11 protein-coding genes and 1 pseudogene are annotated in these 16,340 nt (G+C 55.3%); 5 read left to right on the plus strand and 7 right to left on the minus strand.

Going from position 1 to position 16,340, the window contains the following annotated elements; genetic code table 11:
- Window positions 1-151 precede the first annotated feature (151 nt).
- A complete protein-coding gene (locus CAG22_RS19995) occupies window positions 152-1,039 on the plus strand; it encodes a LysR family transcriptional regulator (RefSeq protein ID WP_013970255.1) in 888 nt (295 codons plus the stop codon).
- On the opposite strand, the gene CAG22_RS20000 is transcribed toward CAG22_RS19995, so the two are convergent.
- Genes CAG22_RS20000 through CAG22_RS20010 form a run of 3 tightly spaced genes read right to left on the minus strand, consistent with a single transcriptional unit; the run spans window position 1,028 to window position 4,038 of the window.
- Window positions 1,028-1,846, minus strand: coding sequence for a sulfite exporter TauE/SafE family protein (locus CAG22_RS20000; protein ID WP_085588882.1), 819 nt, complete (start codon window positions 1,844-1,846; stop codon window positions 1,028-1,030). The two genes, CAG22_RS19995 and CAG22_RS20000, sit on opposite strands and share 12 nt — an antisense overlap.
- The gene (locus tag CAG22_RS20005; RefSeq protein ID WP_085706013.1) at window positions 1,843-3,114 is read right to left on the minus strand and encodes an FAD/NAD(P)-binding oxidoreductase; all 1,272 of its coding nucleotides are present in this window, start codon (window positions 3,112-3,114) and stop codon (window positions 1,843-1,845) included. Before CAG22_RS20005 ends, CAG22_RS20000 begins: the two co-directional genes overlap by 4 nt.
- A gap of 39 nt (window positions 3,115-3,153) precedes the next feature.
- Window positions 3,154-4,038 carry an MBL fold metallo-hydrolase gene (locus CAG22_RS20010; protein ID WP_085691537.1) on the minus strand — a complete coding sequence of 295 codons (885 nt, stop codon included), beginning with the start codon at window positions 4,036-4,038 and terminating at the stop codon, window positions 3,154-3,156.
- A gap of 222 nt (window positions 4,039-4,260) precedes the next feature.
- Between CAG22_RS20010 and CAG22_RS20015 the strand changes: the two genes are divergently transcribed.
- Both CAG22_RS20015 and CAG22_RS20020 read left to right on the plus strand, forming a co-directional pair.
- On the plus strand, window positions 4,261-5,553 hold the full coding sequence (locus CAG22_RS20015) for a sigma-54-dependent Fis family transcriptional regulator (protein WP_085691536.1): 1,293 nt from the start codon (window positions 4,261-4,263) through the stop codon (window positions 5,551-5,553).
- Between the two features lie 227 nt (window positions 5,554-5,780).
- The gene (locus CAG22_RS20020) at window positions 5,781-6,188 is read left to right on the plus strand and encodes an RcnB family protein (RefSeq protein ID WP_015268427.1); all 408 of its coding nucleotides are present in this window, start codon (window positions 5,781-5,783) and stop codon (window positions 6,186-6,188) included.
- Between the two features lie 650 nt (window positions 6,189-6,838).
- On the opposite strand, the gene CAG22_RS20030 is transcribed toward CAG22_RS20020, so the two are convergent.
- The 3 genes and pseudogenes from CAG22_RS20030 to CAG22_RS20040 all read right to left on the minus strand — a co-directional run bounded on the left by CAG22_RS20030 (window position 6,839) and on the right by CAG22_RS20040 (window position 11,498).
- Entirely contained in the window at window positions 6,839-8,014 is a 1,176-nt protein-coding gene (locus tag CAG22_RS20030; protein WP_085706015.1) for a tetratricopeptide repeat protein, read from the minus strand.
- Between the two features lie 712 nt (window positions 8,015-8,726).
- A pseudogene (locus CAG22_RS20035) lies at window positions 8,727-9,865 on the minus strand (IS256 family transposase).
- 301 nt (window positions 9,866-10,166) lie between these two features.
- Window positions 10,167-11,498: an RES family NAD+ phosphorylase gene (locus tag CAG22_RS20040; RefSeq protein ID WP_170929321.1), complete on the minus strand. Its 1,332-nt coding sequence runs from the start codon at window positions 11,496-11,498 to the stop codon at window positions 10,167-10,169.
- A gap of 752 nt (window positions 11,499-12,250) precedes the next feature.
- On the opposite strand from CAG22_RS20040, the gene CAG22_RS20045 reads away from it, so the two are divergent.
- A complete protein-coding gene (locus tag CAG22_RS20045; RefSeq protein ID WP_170929322.1) occupies window positions 12,251-13,396 on the plus strand; it encodes a DUF262 domain-containing protein in 1,146 nt (381 codons plus the stop codon).
- Window positions 13,393-14,733, plus strand: coding sequence for an ATP-dependent endonuclease (locus tag CAG22_RS20050; RefSeq protein WP_085706018.1), 1,341 nt, complete (start codon window positions 13,393-13,395; stop codon window positions 14,731-14,733). Before CAG22_RS20045 ends, CAG22_RS20050 begins: the two co-directional genes overlap by 4 nt.
- Before the next feature lie 122 nt (window positions 14,734-14,855).
- On the opposite strand, the gene CAG22_RS20055 is transcribed toward CAG22_RS20050, so the two are convergent.
- Window positions 14,856-16,310: a helix-turn-helix domain-containing protein gene (locus CAG22_RS20055; protein ID WP_085706019.1), complete on the minus strand. Its 1,455-nt coding sequence runs from the start codon at window positions 16,308-16,310 to the stop codon at window positions 14,856-14,858.
- Between the last annotated feature and the right edge of the window lie 30 nt (window positions 16,311-16,340).

The following is a 16,340-nucleotide window of genomic DNA, read 5'->3' on the forward strand; positions in this document are numbered from 1 at the left end:
GAGATTTCGCGCAGCCGCTGTGCGTTTTAGCACAGTGGTAAGTCTGTACTGGCCTCTTCGCGGGCACGCCCGCTCCCACAAGGTAACGCGATCCCTGTGGGAGCGGGCGTGCCCGCGAAGAGGCCGGAACGAACTGCCAAAAAGGATCAGCATGTTCGACTGGAACGATCTGCGGTTTTTCCTCGAGTTGCAGCGCAGCGGCCGCCTGCTTACCGCCGCCAAGCGCCTCAACACCACCCACAGTACCGTGGCCCGGCACATCGAGAGCATCGAGCAAAGCCTGGGTACTGCGCTGTTCGTGCAGCATGCCCAGGGCTATGAACTGACCCCCTCGGGCCAGGCCCTGCTCAAGCACGCCGAAGCCATGGAAAACGTCGCCCTGCTGGCGCAGGAAGAAATCACCCAGGCCATCACGCCGCTGGGCAAGATTCGCCTGGGGGTGACCGAAGGCATCGGCATCATGTTCTTCACCCCGCGCATGAATGCGCTGTTCGACCGCTACCCCGGCCTGGAAGTGGAGCTGGTGGCGGTACCGCGCTTCGTCAGCATCCTCAACCGCGAGGCAGAGATCAGCATCCACCTGGAACGGCCCAACGCCGACCTGCTGATCACCCGCAAACTCACCGACTATCGCCTGGCCCTGTACGCCAGCCAGGACTACCTGGATCGCGCGCCCCCGCTGCGCAACCGCGAGGACCTGGCCCGGCACAGCTGGATCGGCTACGTCGACGACTTGCTGTTCAGCCAGGAACTGCTGTTTCTCAACAGCTTCTGCCGGGCCCCCAACGTGGTGTTTCGCAGCACCAGCGTGATCGCCCAGCAAACCGCCGCCCGCGCCGGGTTGGGCATCGCCGTACTGCCCAACTACATGGCCCGCCACGACCCGACACTAGTGCGCGTGCTGCCTGGCGAAACCATCCAGCGCAGCTACTGGATCTGTACCCGCCGCGAACTGCACAAGTCGGTGCGCCTGCGGGTAGTTTGGGACTACCTGCTGGCGCTGTGCGCGGCAGAACAGAGCGAGCTGCTAGCCCAGTAGCGCCTTGCCGGCCAGCAGTAGGGCCGCAGCCCAACCGGCCACGGCAAACATCTGCTGCAAGCGCGGCCCGGCCAGCCTGGCCGCCAATGGCCGCGCCAGCAGCAGGCCGAGCACCGCACCGACGGCGAACGGGGCGCCAACCTGCCAGTGCATGACCCCTGCCAGGCTGGCGCTGACCACACTGCCGGTGGACACCAGCGCGATCACCGCCAGCGAGGTGGAGACGATGCTGGCCATGCGCAGGTTGGTGTAGCGGTTAAGGGCCGGGATGATGACAAAGCCACCGCCCACGCCGAGCAGGCCGGATAGCAGCCCTGACAATGCACCGGTGAAGGCCAAGGCGCGCGCGCAGGGCAGGGTCCAGCGCAAACGGCCGTGCAGCGGGTTCAGCACGCAGGGTTCGATGTAGCGATGGGCATCATTGGCTTCGCCGCGCAGTTCCTTGGCCGCCTTGCGCCAGATGCGCAGGCAGGCATAAACCAGCACCCCGGCGAACACCAACTGCAGTGGCGTGTTCGGCAAGCGGTGCGCCAGCATCAGCCCGAACGGCGCCGCTGCCACACCGATCAATGCGATGAACAGCGCCGCCCGGTAGCGCACCAGGCCCTGACGCAAGCCCAGCACAGCACCCACCGCCGCCGCCATGCCTACGGCCAGCAGGCCGACCGGTGCCGCCTCGACCATCGACAGCCCCAGGCCGAACACCAGCAAAGGCACTGCGAGAATGCCACCGCCGGCACCGGTCAACGCCAGCACGGCACCGATGATCGCGCCCAGGCCCGCTCCCAGTATTTGATGTTCGATCACCGCCGGCCCTCGGCTACCAACGGCTGTGGCCGTGCCAGCCACTCGCGGCCCTTGAGCATGCCTTTCCAGTACAAGGGTGGCAGCACCTGCGCCTTGAGCAACCAGGCCAGACGTGTCGGCTTGCGGCCATCCAGCAACCAGTTGGGGAAGCTTGGAGCCAGCTTGCCGCCATAGGTGAACTCGGCAAGGACGATCTTGCCGCGCTCGACGGTGAGCGGGCACGAGCCATAACCATCGTACTGGGCCAGGGTAGGCAACCTGCCCAGGGCCACCAACACGTTGTTGGCCACGACCGGGGCCTGCTTGCGTGCAGCGGCGGCGGTCTTGGCATTGCTGGTGTTGGTCACGTCCCCAAGGGCATGGACGTTGGTGAAGTGGCGATGGCGCAGGGTGTGCGGGTCGACATCGACCCAACCGGCACTGTCGGCCAACGGGCTTTCACGAATGAAGTCCGGTGCCACCTGCGGCGGTACCACGTGCAGCATGTCGAAGGCCTCGATTCGGGTTTCGCTGCTGCCATCGGCCAAGGTGCGCACGAAGGTGGCGCGCTTGTTCGGGCCGTCCACGGCGACCAGGCAGTGGGAAAAATTGAGGTCCACGGCGTACTTGTCGATGTACTTCATCAGTGCGGGAACGTAGTCCGCCACTCCGAACAAGACTGCGCCGGCATTGAAGAAGCTGGCTTTCACAGCCCCCAGGTGACCGTGCCGCAGCCAGTGGTCGCAAGACAGGTACAGCGCCTTCTGCGGCGCGCCTGCGCATTTGATCGGCATGGGCGGCTGGCAAAACAGGGCTCGGCCTCGCTTGAGCTTCTGTACCAGTTCCCAGGTGTAGGGCGCCAGGTCGTAGCGGTAGTTGGAGGTGACGCCGTTGCGGCCCAAGGTCTCGCTGAGGCCATCAATGGCCGCCCAATCCAGCTTGAGGCCGGGGCAGACCACCAACTGTTCATAACTGATGGCGCGGCCGCCTTCTAGGAGGACCAGTTGGCCCAGCGGGTCGAACCCCTGCACACGTGCCTTTATCCAGCGCACGCCGCGCGGAATGGTCGAGGCCATGGTGCGGGCAGTGCTTGGCGCCTTGAACACACCGGCACCGACCATGGTCCAGCCGGGCTGGTAGTAATGCACTTCGGCGGGGTCGATCAAGGTCACATCCAGCGACGGGTCACGGCTGATCAGGCTGGAAGCGGTGGCGATTCCGGCAGCGCCGGCACCGACGATGACCACTTTGTGGTGGTCGGTATTGGCAGGGGACAACAAGGCAGGCATGGCGGTAAATCCTGTAAATCTGGTTATGGGGCAGGGCAGTCACAGCTTGTTCAGCGGAATCTTCAGGTAGCTCACACCGTTATCTTCCGGCGCGGGGAACTGGCCGCTGCGCATGTTCACCTGCACCGAAGGCAGGATCAGCACGGGCATGTCGAGGGTCTTGTCGCGGGCTTCACGCATGGCGACGAAGCTGTCCTCATCGATGCCCTGGTGGATATGAATATTGTTGGCGCGCTGCTCGGCCACGGTGGTGACGTACTGCATGTCACGGCCACCTGGCAGGTAGTCGTGGCACATGAACAGCCGGGTCTGGTCGGGGAAGGCCAGCAGGCGACGGATCGAGCGGTACAGGGTGCGGGCATCGGCCCCAGGGAAGTCGCAACGGGCGGTACCGTAGTCGGGCATGAACAAGGTGTCGCCGACGAACACCGCAGTCTCGCCGGCGTCCTCGATCATGAAGCTCATGCACGCAGGCGTGTGCCCCGGGGTGTGCAACGCGCGGGCATGCAGGTTGCCAATGCGGAAACCTTCCTCGTCCTCGAACAACACATCGAACTGGCTGCCATCGCGGGCGAAGCCAGGCTCGGCGTTGAACAGGGCACCGAAGACTTTCTGTACCTGGGTGATGTGTGCGCCGATGGCGGTATGGCCGCCAAGCTTTTCCTTCAAATAGGCCGCCGCCGAAAGGTGGTCGGCATGCACATGGGTTTCCAGCACCCACTGCACGTCAGCTCCCAACTCCTTCACCCGGTCAATCAACTGGTCCGCAGAAGCAGTGCAGGTACACCCCGACTTGGGGTCATAGTCCAGGACACTGTCGATCAACGCACACTTGCGCGTTTCGCCGTCCATGACCAGGTAGCTGATGGTCGAGGTCGCCTTGTCGAAAAAGGCGTCCACGTGCAGGTTGTTGCCGATGATCATCGCGTTCTCCAATTTATCCGCCCAGCCTTGTACAGGCGTAGGCAGTGCCAGGAGGTTTATCAAGATGCATGCCAGGCATTTTCCTGCGCTTGGGCCAATGAAACCGGCCCGTTGCTGACAATCGCCGACGACAGTGGCAGCGCAGATGGCAGTCGACTGTCAGCCAATGGCAGTGTTTGGCAGTCCTTGTTACCCTGCGCCGGTCATCCAATCGGTGCCGTCATGCCTGAAGCCCATCCCCTCATCCTAGCTTTGGTTTCCTATCTTGAGCACGATGCCCTGCCAACCATCGTGCTGGATACCGACTACAACATCCTGGCGGCCAACGCTGCCTATCGCCGCCAGTTCGGTCGCCATGAGCAGGCGCCGCTGGGCGAGAAATGCCACAAGGTCTCGCACCACTACGCCGTGCCTTGCGACCAGGCCGGCGAGCATTGCCCGATGCGCAAGGCGTGGCAAAGCAAGGTTCCGGAGCGGGTGTTGCACATTCATCACACGCCACGCGGCCCCGAGCATGTGGATGTCGAGCTGCGGCCGATCTTGGATGAACAGGGCAGGGTGGTGGCCTTTGTCGAACGCCTGACCAGCATCACCCTCGCGTCGGCGCAGCCTCAGGAACAAGGCCTGGTCGGCCGGGCGCCAGCGTTCAAGGCGGCCCTGGCCAGCCTGCAACGTGCGGCGCCGGCGCAGATCCCGGTATTGCTGCAGGGTGAGTCGGGTACCGGCAAGGAACTGTTCGCCCGTGCGGTGCACATGGGCAGCCCCAGGGCCAACGGCCCATTGGTGGTGGTCGACTGTACCGGCCTGACCGAGTCGTTGTTCGAGAGCGAGTTGTTCGGCTACGAGAAAGGCGCGTTCACTGGCGCCAACCAGCGCAAGATCGGCCTGGCTGAAGCGGCGCATGGCGGCACCCTGTTCCTCGATGAAATTGGCGAAGTACCGCTGGCGATGCAGGTGAAGCTGCTGCGCCTGATCGAGTCCGGCAGTTTCCGCCCGGTGGGTAGCCTGCGCACGGTGCATTCGGATTTTCGCCTGGTGTCGGCAACCCATAAGCCGCTCAGGCAAATGGTCGCGGACGGCAGCTTCCGCGAAGACCTGTACTACCGCATCAGCGGCTTCCCGATCCGTCTGCCGGCGTTGCGCGAACGGGTAGAAGACCTGCCCTTGCTCGCCCAGAGCCTGCTGCAGCGCATGGCTGGCAAACCGACGCCCAGGCTGAGCGACGAAGCTTTGCAGCAGCTTGGGCTGCATCCATTCCCGGGCAACATTCGCGAACTGCGCAACATTCTGGAAAGGGCGCGCTTGTTTGCCGATGACGGGCTGATCCGGCCCGAGCATTTGCCGGAGGATATCGGCCCAGCGGGGGCGATCAAGACAGGTGGCCGGCGCAATCACCTGGGTGAGCTGGCGCAGGCACTGGAACAGTTCAAGGGCTCGCGCAGTGAACTGGCCCGTCACCTTGGCCTGAGCGAGCGCACGCTGTATCGCCGGTTGAAGGAGCTTGGCCTGAATTGACGCGTTGGCTGTGCTGGCCGTATCGCCGGCAAGCCAGCTCCCACAGGTACTGTACAGGCCCCGAATACGGCGCAATACCCGCTCCCATAGTGATGGCGCTTCACGGACCTTTACCGGACCTTTACCTCTGTCCTGACATTAAGCGGGAATGATTGTGGTCTGATCAGTTAACCGAACCTGGCAGCCAGTCAGCTCCCGCCAGGCGTCAACATGCAGAGGACCGCAAAATGAAGAAAACCCTGACCGTGATCTGCGCCGCGCTCATGCTCAGCGCCCCCTTGGCCAGTTTCGCGCAGCCAGGCCCACCTGACCGGCATGATGGCGGCCCATCGCACCAGGGCAACCCACCGCATGGTCAGCCACAGTACCAAGGCCGACATGACAATGGCCGCGGTCCCGCCTACCGCGACCCGAACTTCCGCCCACAACAGGGCATGCCGGTTCCGCATCAGCAGTGGCAGCGTGGCCATGTGGTTGACCCGCATTACCGTGGCGACCGTTACTGGGTGACCGACTGGAAAGCACGCCACCTGTATGCGCCACCGCGTGATCACCGTTGGTTGTATGTGAACGGGGACTATGTGCTGGTGGCTATTGCCAGTGGTGTGATCGTGAACGTCCTCAGCGGTTACTGATTTCTACAGGCACTAAAAAGCCCGCTTCCGCGGGCTTTTTAGTGCCTGGCGATCTACACCGGATGTAGGTTCACAAAATAGATGGTTCGAGAGCCCCAGCAAACACTGCTAGAGAATCATCTTTTTTGTGAAGACTCCTACCCAGATTCACAAAATAAATGAGAAAAGCCTACTCGTCTCACACATTAGTTAGTTCCACGTGGAACATGGGCGTCCATGCCAAAAGCGGCTGGTGGGTCCCAGGTTAAAGCAGGTGGTTCACTGGACAGGGTACGATGCCCTGACCATCGCATTCTTTACAAAGTCCAAGAGTATCCCGCTCAGTTAGAACTCGGCCGGTACCTCGACACGCCCCACATTCGACCTGTTCACGATCCCCACAGGTGGTACATACGTCATCATCTAGATAGCCAGCCCCCCAGCATAGATCGCAGACGATCTGTCCGCAGTCGCAATGCTGACAGTTCTCTGGGCCCACTTCTCCCTCACCGTCGCAGTTGAGGCACTCGCGCAGTTTCTCTCCATCGGGATCGTAATAGAGCCCACTGCCGTCGCATTCTCCACAGGCCACGGGTGCTGCCCCACCCATACAAACTGTGCAACGACGATATCCATGCTGACAAGCAGGGCAAATGATCAATGAGGTCATTTCACATTCCCCCTTGAGCTTGAGCGTCCATCCAAGCCTTTGCTAACGCGAGGGCGTGCGGGGCCTCCTGGTTACCGAGTTCTGCAGCTTTCTGGAAATGCGCATAGGCTCCAAGATGGTTGCCTGCATTCGCAAGATGGTATCCAAGACAAAAATACGCTTGCCCCCGGACCTCTGAACTACCTGAAGTATGGGTAGCGGCCGTGTACCAGCGAAGAGACTCTTCTAGATCCGACTTCACCGGAAATCCCTTACGATCGCCAAGGTTCATGATATGGCCCATCCACAGCTGCGCGTCGGGATAACCAAGGCAGGCTGCCAAGTAGTAGAGCCGGAGGGCCTCATGCAAATCCTTCGGTGCGTCATCGCCCAACCGATGCAGGTCTGCCAGCAGGAACATTGCTTCCTGGCATCCATCCTTCACCGCCTCTCCTAGCAACTCGACCGGGGTAGCTGTGAGCTCGGTAGGTATTTCGTGGTAAAGATGCAAAGCCACCATTCGAACGGTTGCCAGCGGATACCCACCCTCCGATGATCGTTTGAACAGCCTAAACGCTTTGGATACAGACTGAGGTGCTTGCGGCACCCCCTCCATATAGACCTCCGCGAGCTGGTAACGAGAAAGGGGGCACCCCTGCTTGTCACCGTAACGGAGATATTTGATAGCCTCTGCCCAGTTCTGCTGACGCAGGTAGTAGACACCGAGCTCCACCGGCGCATCAGAATGATTCTGCTTGAAAGCCTTGAGGAGCCAGCTTAACCCTTCCTCCTGACTATGTCCGAAGTGCGGTCCAGAGCCACAGTAAAGCAGTCCCAACTGCATTTTGGCGTCAGAGGAGCCTTCACGAGCAATATCCAGCAGTGTCCTTTCCAAGTCCAAAAGGACAGATGGTACAGGCACCCCACCGTTGTTGAAGTGCATGAACGGTGCCGCAGCATCCACCGCAGTTTCAAGCTTAGACGTCAGTTCGTCCTTTCGAGCCGCCAGTACATCTGCAGCGGAAGCATTAAAATGTTCGCGGCAGTACAAATCTAAATCGAGCTTTTCCTGCTTGATCTGATGAACCTTTCGACCGTCAGGAAGCACGAGGCTGGATTCTGTAAAGGTGCGATTTACTTTGTATTTTCGAGGGGATTCGAACGTGTAGCGAGGCTTACGGAACGAATAAAACGACATGATAAATCTCCAGACAATATTGGTCACAAGCACCTACCGCTAAGGCCTTGTGAGGGGTTCAAATCCAAATTGTCTGGCCGATGCATCAAGTGCAGGGGGGCCGCGGCGTTAGCCCCGGCTCAATGGCCAATTGTTGAGCCGCTTCAGCATACGATGCTTAGCAACATTGTCAATGCCTCTCTGCATTGCAGGTATCAATTAGCCAACGGTTCACACTATGCTTGGCTTCGCGAGCGGCATGTACGGGTTTATACGACTGATGGGCAACACCCTCACGCTTGAGCTGGCCGAAGAAACCTTCGAAGGCTGCGTTATCGCCACAATGCAGGGACTGGTGCGCAATCCTTCTCGCCCCCTGTAAACCAATTTTTTTCACTGTTAATCACTGTGGTTTACATTGAAAAAAAGTGGTTTACAAGGCGCGTAGATCCTAGGCGAAATCGGGGTTGCGTATCAGAGGCGCTGGTGCACGAGCTCACGGAAAAAGGCTTCACGCGTCTCAAATGAGACAGGTACTTACCGACATTGTGACTTGGCGCCACCATGCGAAACCTCATGCGCCAGGTTGACACGCAGTTCGTCCACGAGAACCTGCTGTACCGGTGAAGCCGGCAGACAACGCCGATCGTGTCCCAGGAAGTGGTGTAACTCATCATGGCTCTGGCCATTGTTTGCCGTTTAGTTGATCACGGCCGACAGCTTGGCCTGTGGATTATCGCTGACTGCCTCGACGTTGCAGGCACCACTCGTCGTTCTGCTCCAACAACATCGCACCTACCAGCCGGGTGATGGCCGGATCGTTGGGGAAAATGCCCACGACATCGGTGCGGCGCTTGATCTCGGCGTTGAGCCGTTCCAGTGGATTGGTGCTGTGCAGCTGCTGGCAGTGCGCCTTAGGAAATGCCATGTGCGCCAGCACTTCGTTTCCTCGCAGCCATCCATGAGCGTTGCGATCTTGGGGTACTTTTCACGCAGCTGATCGGCGACCAGACGCCATTGCTGATGGCATTCGGCACGACTGTCTTGTGCGAAGACCGTGCGCAGCAAGGCCGCCACCATGGTGCGCTGGCCTTTGCCAACGTGGGCCATGGCATTGCGCATGAAATGCACACGGCAGCGCTGCCAAGTCGCATTGAAGACCTTGGAAACGGCCGCTTTCAGGCCTTCGTGGGCGTCGGAGATGACCAGCTTTACGCCCCGCAATCCACGCCGCATGAGGCTCCGCAGGAAGTCTGTCCAGAACGGCTCAGCCTCTGACGGTCCAACCCGCATGCCCAGGACTTCGCGGCCACCATCAGTGTTCACCGGCCACAGCAATTATTACGGCGACCGAGACGATGCACCCGGCCTCCAGCAGCTTGACGTAGGTGGCATCGATCCATAGGTAAAGCCAATTACCCTAAAGTGGCCGATCAAGGAACGCATGAACGCGTTCAACGATCTCACCAGCAAGCCGAGAGATCTGGCTTTTGGAGATGTCCGTCATACCCATGGCCTTGACCAGTTCGTGGACAGAGCGCGCTGAAACGCCCTGGATGTAGGCCTCCTGGATCACCGCCGCCATCGCTTTCTCGGCGGTACGCCGGGGCTCAAGAAAGCCAGGAAAGTAGCTGCCTTGGCGCAGCTTGGGAATTTTCAGATCGACATCGCCAGCACGGATTTGCCAAAGGCGATCACGATAGCCATTGCGGCTGTTTGTTCGGTCTGGGCTTTTGAAAGCCGGCGCCGCACAGGCCTTCGCCGTCAAACTCAATCATGCGCTGTGCAACGAACTGGATCATTTGCTTGAGCAGATCAGCGTCTGCCCCTTTTCTTAACCAGCTCGGTCAATGCGATAGTGGGCTTGGTCATCGTGGTTTCTCTGGTGAAGGTTAAGTCCGCAAACTAAACGTTAGCCAAGAACCACGATGACCATCCTCTTTCGCCCGCAGGGCGCCTTCGGCTGGTTCAGTTACACCACTTCCCGGGACACGATCTGGGCGTAGAAAAGCGAGGCATTCCGCGACAGGCACGTCGTGCCTGGTCCTGTGATGACCAAACTGGCTGGAGAACATGATTAGCCTCTAATCGCGACGAATTCGTTAGCGGCCGCAACCTTTGCTTTGTTCGCCTTACCAGGCTTTCCAGATAGCCAACCTGGATAACACGGTTTTCAGAAACGATTTGAGCCTCCGTCCGCTCCTTTGGAGTAGGTGCCATAACTTACATGCACCCCTTGAATCTCCGCCTTAATCTCGACGGCTTTGATCGCATGAACGGTAATCGCTTCGAGGTCGAGTCGAAGAGCAGGCTCACGGTTACGTGCGTAATAGGTATCCCAGTCCCACTTAAAAACATTAGGAAGCACCCGCGATGACGTCGCGGCGGGTTCTGCTGGCTTGTCCACCTGCAGCCAATAGGATGGATACGACCTTCCCGTGTCGTAGTCGAAGTCTTCGACCTCAGCGGAAAATCGAGTATCTGTCGGGAAGTTCAGGGCTTCCACGAGTGAAGCCTTATGGAAGAGCACTACGTTTATCCCTACGCCATCCTGGACTGAAGGGAAGATGATTCCGTCGATGGAAGGCGCCTGTAATGTCGACAGATAATCAGCGACAGCTTGGGTGATTAGGTATGCGTGATCTTGCTCATTCGGCATCACAGGCAATACCAGCCGGCGGCTTAAACTGCGCAAAAAGCCGTATCTCTCCAGCTCTGCGCCGTAGTCAGGATCGAAATAGCTCCCATGGCATCTGAGTCGCTCTAAGGTTCTTAGGTCCAGAAGCTGCAGGCTACGGACAATGTCGAATTTGGCGACGACGACTTTGCTGCCGACGACAGGACGAACCTCGGCAAGGGCTGACTTTTCCTCTCTCGCACCATAAAACACCGAGACACCTGACGAGTTCATCCGGTTTGCTCTAGCCGCTCGTCCAGGGGGAGGGCCCAAAGCCTCCACCGGTCGCTGAAGCGCATCCTGAAGAGATTCAGCAGATTGAAACTCCCTCGCTCGGTACAACCCATCGATCTCGCAACCCGGACCAGCTTTGACGATTGCCAGATCTCGTGAAAAGGAGCGAGCCGTGTCCAGGCCTGCGAAGATGGACTGAAATAGCTCTAAGACCTCTTGATTGAAAAGCCTGCTTTCATGCTTGAGGCTGTGCTCAAGGCGGTTCCAGCGGTCTACCCACGTTGAAGTCGAGGCCGTTTTTAACTCATAGTGGGACTCGGAAGAAAACTCACATTCACCATCGTAGCCATCTCCTGGACTGTACCGATCGTGCTTTTCGCTCAGGATGCTTTGCACATCCTGGGCGATTTCTTCAGCGCACTCCAAGATTTCGCCAATGACCTCCAGAACCGGCTCGCCTGTTCGATCCCAGTCGTAGTCACTTTCTTTATCACGCAGCATTGCATACTCATAAGCGCTCGGCTCATCAGCTGTGCGCTCGAAGTGCGTCTCGAAAGCCTTCTCCACCAACTCCGACAGGCTCAAAAGATCCATCCTAGGAACCTTACGCATACTGCAGTAGGAGCATGTGCCGGCGCGTTGCTGCTGAATCAGATTTTTTAGATATGATTCTTGAACGCAGTCGGAACACACCCACTTCGACGCATTTCGCTCACTCTTATCCATGATCCAACCTCAAGGAGTAGAAACCATTTTTGTCAGTATTTTGCATAACTGAGAGCCTTGGGAAAACTATTTCCCGCTGTCGAGATGATCGCGCGATAACGAAGGTGAGTGAGCAATGTCTGTTTTATAGGAACTCTCTGCTCGGATTTGCGATGACGCAGTGATGGATGCCAAGCGATTAGACTGCGTGGGCCGAGCATCACCCTTGTGCTCGCCGCCAGTGATCATCAAGCGCTCCGTGATCTCCATTTCACCCAAGATGTCCGCTCCTCGTCCTCCAGCGCGTCGGTTATAAGATGGTCCGAAGAGGCGACGAAAAAAGCAAGACTGAGCCTGTGATCAAATTATCTACAGCATATTGAGCGTCAAGCGGTCACCTGCTCACGGTCAACCGCTGCGCGAAGGCCGTGCCAAGAGGTCAACAAGCTCCCAAGCTGCATCAGAATTTTCGCCCCCCTTAATCATTGCCCCAGCCTGCGATCAACTCGGACTGTACATACCCTCAGTACTCATTTACGGCAACATCGATTTCAAATGATTTCGAAGGGGCCTAGCATCCGAGGACAAGGACAAGGCACAATGCCATCCTCATCATGGTGATATGCAGGTTTACTACTAAAATGAAGCTAGAGTCAAAAGATCCAATAATTAGGACTATAATTTCCCAAGTAGAGGAAAATGAGATTGATTTAGAGCCAGACTTCCAAAGAGGCGAAGTTTGGAACATCGCAAAGAAACAGATGCTCATTGATACAATTTTGAGAAACTGGCAAATGCCGCCTGTATTTGTGGTATCTAGTGAAAACGGCTTAGACAAAGCAGTTTTAGACGGACACCAACGACTAACTTCAGTCATGGACTTCTACAACAACAAATATAAAGTTGACGGACTTATACAACCCTCTAACACCGAGATTGAGAGCTTACACAACCTCTACTACAAAGATCTTCCCGAACAAATTAAAAAAAGGTTTCAAAACTACTCAATCAGGATGTTCGACATAACCGACTACAATGAATCTGAACCATTTGAATTATTTTTCCGACTAAATCAAAGCGTAAAACTAACTTCAGCCGAAAGAAGGAACACTTTTTACGGAAAAGTTAGAGAGCAGGTTAAGAAACTTGTTTTATTAATGGAGGATCTAAATTATAGCCGAGATACTATTGGCTTTTCTAACACGCGCCTTTCTTATCACGACGTGATCGTTCGAGTAATGTTAGCGCTAGAGACAAAGTCATTATCTCGCAAAATGACTGATGTGGAAATCACTGATCGATACCGGTCACATATTTCATTTAGCCACGACATCGAATCAAAAATTGCCGCATCACTAGAGCTACTAATAAATGCAATTCACAGAACAGGGAAGTTAAAACTAAGCAAACCTTCTTTATTTTCAATTATTGAATTTATATCTGAACACTCTCACCACTTCACCCTCACTGAGGTAGAAGCACTTCTAAACAAATACAAAAGCGCACTCTCATTAAGAGAACAAATACTCAGTACTTCTTCAGTTTTGGATGCGTGGCTTCTAAAAGAATATACCTACCGCTTAAGCACCAGCGTCAATGATTCGAAATCTTTAATTATCCGAAGATTCTTCTTGTACTACACAGCTTTCAACGCACAAATCCTACCAGACACTACAAACAAGGAAGTTCATGAAACTATTAGTGAGCTGAGTTGCAAGCTAAGCGAACTCCAAACAGACGAGGCATACGATATCTTAATAAACAATCGCTGGGGTGCTATCGAATGAAACTGGCATCACTAGGTGACATGCGTAGAAAATTAGTCTTTGCGAACCCCAAGGAAGGCGCGACGCACGCTTTATGTACATCTGATGGAAGAGAGCTAAAGTTTCACTTGATAAATGCCTTTTGCGGGCTGAATGGCTCCGGAAAAACGAGGCTATTGAAGTCAATTGAAGCCACTGAAATAATCTCTACATTAGACGGATTCGAAATACACAAACTCGACCCAAAATCGATTTATATTAGTCCAGCTGAATTGGTCTCGCAAAGCATAAGAAAAACCATTCAACTCAAGTCACAAGGTAGCTTTGATGACCTGATTCAGGCTTTTGAGCCCTTCGAATTTACACAAGGCCTGATTGAGAAGGTCAATTATATAATCCACTCGAATTTTAAAAAAATATCTATTTTAACTCTAGAGAATACAGAGGGTCAGCATACAAACGAGGAAGTAACCTTTCAATACATTTTAGCTGAGAAAAACGATGCAACCTGGGACACTCTCAATCTCTCTCACGGAGAAATCTACGCGATACTTATCGTCTGGATTATGGCAACTACTGAAGATTTCAACGTATTTCTAATTGACGAGCCTGAAACCTTTCTCAGTCCTCTTGCCCAAACGAGAATTTCACATGTTTTCATCGAGTTTTCCGCCAGCTCGAAAAAGAACAATATTCAAGTCATTACTGCCACACACTCTCCTTACATACTAGATGCGATTGGATACAATCATTCATTCACAGTGAGTAAGGGTGGAGGGAAGTTGAGTATTGAACGAGCGAACAAATCGATCCTTAACAATATCGGCATAACGCACGAGCAAAAAAAAATCTTGCTCGTTGAAGATGCTAAGGCGAAATTTGTTTTAGAGTCTATTCTTGATAATTTCCTTCCTGCGTGGAAACATGACACCATCGTTTTTAGTTGCAAAAATGGGGAATCTGACCTTTCCGAAATATATAGCCGCATCATCGACAAGGGCGATAGCAAAATACTCCTAGTTTATGATGCCGACATTACTGAAAAAGGAATAACATTTAACGACGATGAAAAAAAATATTCATTAATTCTCCCTGGAAAAAAAGCGCCCGAAGAAGATTTAATTGAAGCTGTAAGTTCATCGCTAGCAGAATTTCTTGAGGCCTTCCCTGAGCGCTTAAAGAGAAAAGTCCAAGACAACCTAGAAGCTGTAAACGGAACTAACCATCATGACTACTTTGTTGAGCTATCCAAAAGATCGGGAGTCCATGAATTCCTGATACTTCAGTGTGCATTTCAAGTGTGGCTCAACAAACATAGTGAAGCATGCGCTTCCTTAATAGAAAAGATCCAGTCTTAGCCATCTTTACTAGCGGAATTACATACTGGGAATTTTCAAAAAAATTCGATCCTCAAGTCTCAAGCTGGGACTTGAGGATTATCAACATAGGTCAATTGGCATCCTTCTGACTGCCTGATCTCTTAGGCATGGACAGACGCCCGTGCGGCATCTGGGTCACTTCCATGAGTGGTCTTCCACACAAGGTAGTCAACCAATTTCTTGCTTCGCGACCATACGTATTGTCGACAGGAAGCATTCACCATTGTCGGGCCTGCAACAGGTCTGAACCGAATCTCCCATAGATGCCTGAGTGAATCTCTCGGTGACATTCCCAAGTAAGCAGCAATCTCAGGGCCAAGGATGTATCTCTGTCTAAACGTTTCAATCGCCTTCGGAGTAACTCTGTGCTGGGTGCATCGGCCAATTTTCGCAAGATTACTTTTAAGCAGCCCCAACCGGACACACGCGTAGGCGACTTCTTCCTTGACCCCCAGTATCACTGCTGCTTGGGAAACCGATAATCCGGAGAATTCAATATCGCCTCCTCGGAAACGCTCCTGCATCCACAATGCGAGATCAGTTGACTTCACTAACAACTGACCCAAGGCCGCTGACTCATCCTCATCGTTACGATAAGCCTGTAGGGCGCCAGATTTGATTGCCTGAAGCAATTCGACGAGACCTCCGCCTGCGGGTAGATAATGTTTGGCAGTGAAATTGATCGTTAACAGCCCCGATTCAGTTACTAGGTCGACATCACCCGGCATCAACTCATCAAGCGAATCTCTAGATACCAACCATGGGCTGCGACCCACCTGGTGCTCGCCATAGAATTCGAGAAGGCCGGCCGAAAGGAGTTGGCGGACGCGCGTCATGCTGAGACCGAGGATCTTAGAAGCCCCGTTCAACGTGACCGCCGCATGTCTGTGATAAGACACCTCTTGAAGCTGCCCAAGGTGGACCACCCTCAGTAACCGCGAACCTCTCTTTTCCTCTCGGTGATCAACGAGCCCGCGCCGGCAAAGAGCCACCAGTGCGGCTCTCGATAGCCCCATCGCTTTAGCCCCGGTTTGAAGGGGCACCCACAAATGGTTTTCGACCGCCTGGTGGCTGAGGTACCGATTTCGATTCGACAACGGTGCCGCCCATTCGTCCAGCAGATAAGACTCAAATTCGTCGCGGACGAAGCTGAAGCAAGGGGCACTCAAACTATGATGGATATCTCGATAGATGGGACCAAAAGCGCTTGTCACTTTCCACTCTCCGGAACTGGAGTGAGCGTGCTTGAGGTCGCCGAGCAACTGCCTGAATGCGATGGGCCAGTCCATGAGAATCCTGGCTGCTGCATCTGCCAACGTCCTTGAGACGCCTACCGAGGAAATTTCTGGAACCTTCAGTTGCATCAAGGTTTGAGCTCGCGTGCGCCGAACAGCGAAACGCGCCGCAAGCTCATGCAGATCGTTGAAGGGTAGTCCTGAAAGCCCGCCAGCATTCGACAAGGGCGGTGAGTAGAACGCATTCTCCAGGATCGTGTCCCGGGAAGTGGTGTAACTGAACCAGCCGAAGGCGCCCTGCGGGCGAAAGAGGATGGTCATCGTGGTTCTTGGCTAACGTTGAGTTTGCGA

The sequence above is a fragment of the Pseudomonas sp. B8(2017) genome, assembly GCF_002113575.1.
GTDB classification, from domain to species: Bacteria; Pseudomonadota; Gammaproteobacteria; order Pseudomonadales; family Pseudomonadaceae; genus Aquipseudomonas; species Aquipseudomonas putida_Z.

Bases quoted from the DNA above. Each gene is read 5' to 3' on its own strand.
- CAG22_RS20030 (WP_085706015.1), bottom strand. From the start codon at position 8,014: ATGTCGTTTTATTCGTTCCGTAAGCCTCGCTACACGTTCGAATCCCCT.
- CAG22_RS20045 (WP_170929322.1), top strand. From the start codon at position 12,251: ATGAAGCTAGAGTCAAAAGATCCAATAATTAGGACTATAATTTCCCAA.
- CAG22_RS20055 (WP_085706019.1), bottom strand. From the start codon at position 16,310: ATGACCATCCTCTTTCGCCCGCAGGGCGCCTTCGGCTGGTTCAGTTAC.
- CAG22_RS20050 (WP_085706018.1), top strand. From the start codon at position 13,393: ATGAAACTGGCATCACTAGGTGACATGCGTAGAAAATTAGTCTTTGCG.
- CAG22_RS20040 (WP_170929321.1), bottom strand. From the start codon at position 11,498: ATGGATCTTTTGAGCCTGTCGGAGTTGGTGGAGAAGGCTTTCGAGACG.
- CAG22_RS20015 (WP_085691536.1), top strand. From the start codon at position 4,261: ATGCCTGAAGCCCATCCCCTCATCCTAGCTTTGGTTTCCTATCTTGAG.
- CAG22_RS20010 (WP_085691537.1), bottom strand. From the start codon at position 4,038: ATGATCATCGGCAACAACCTGCACGTGGACGCCTTTTTCGACAAGGCG.
- CAG22_RS20005 (WP_085706013.1), bottom strand. From the start codon at position 3,114: ATGCCTGCCTTGTTGTCCCCTGCCAATACCGACCACCACAAAGTGGTC.
- CAG22_RS19995 (WP_013970255.1), top strand. From the start codon at position 152: ATGTTCGACTGGAACGATCTGCGGTTTTTCCTCGAGTTGCAGCGCAGC.
- CAG22_RS20020 (WP_015268427.1), top strand. From the start codon at position 5,781: ATGAAGAAAACCCTGACCGTGATCTGCGCCGCGCTCATGCTCAGCGCC.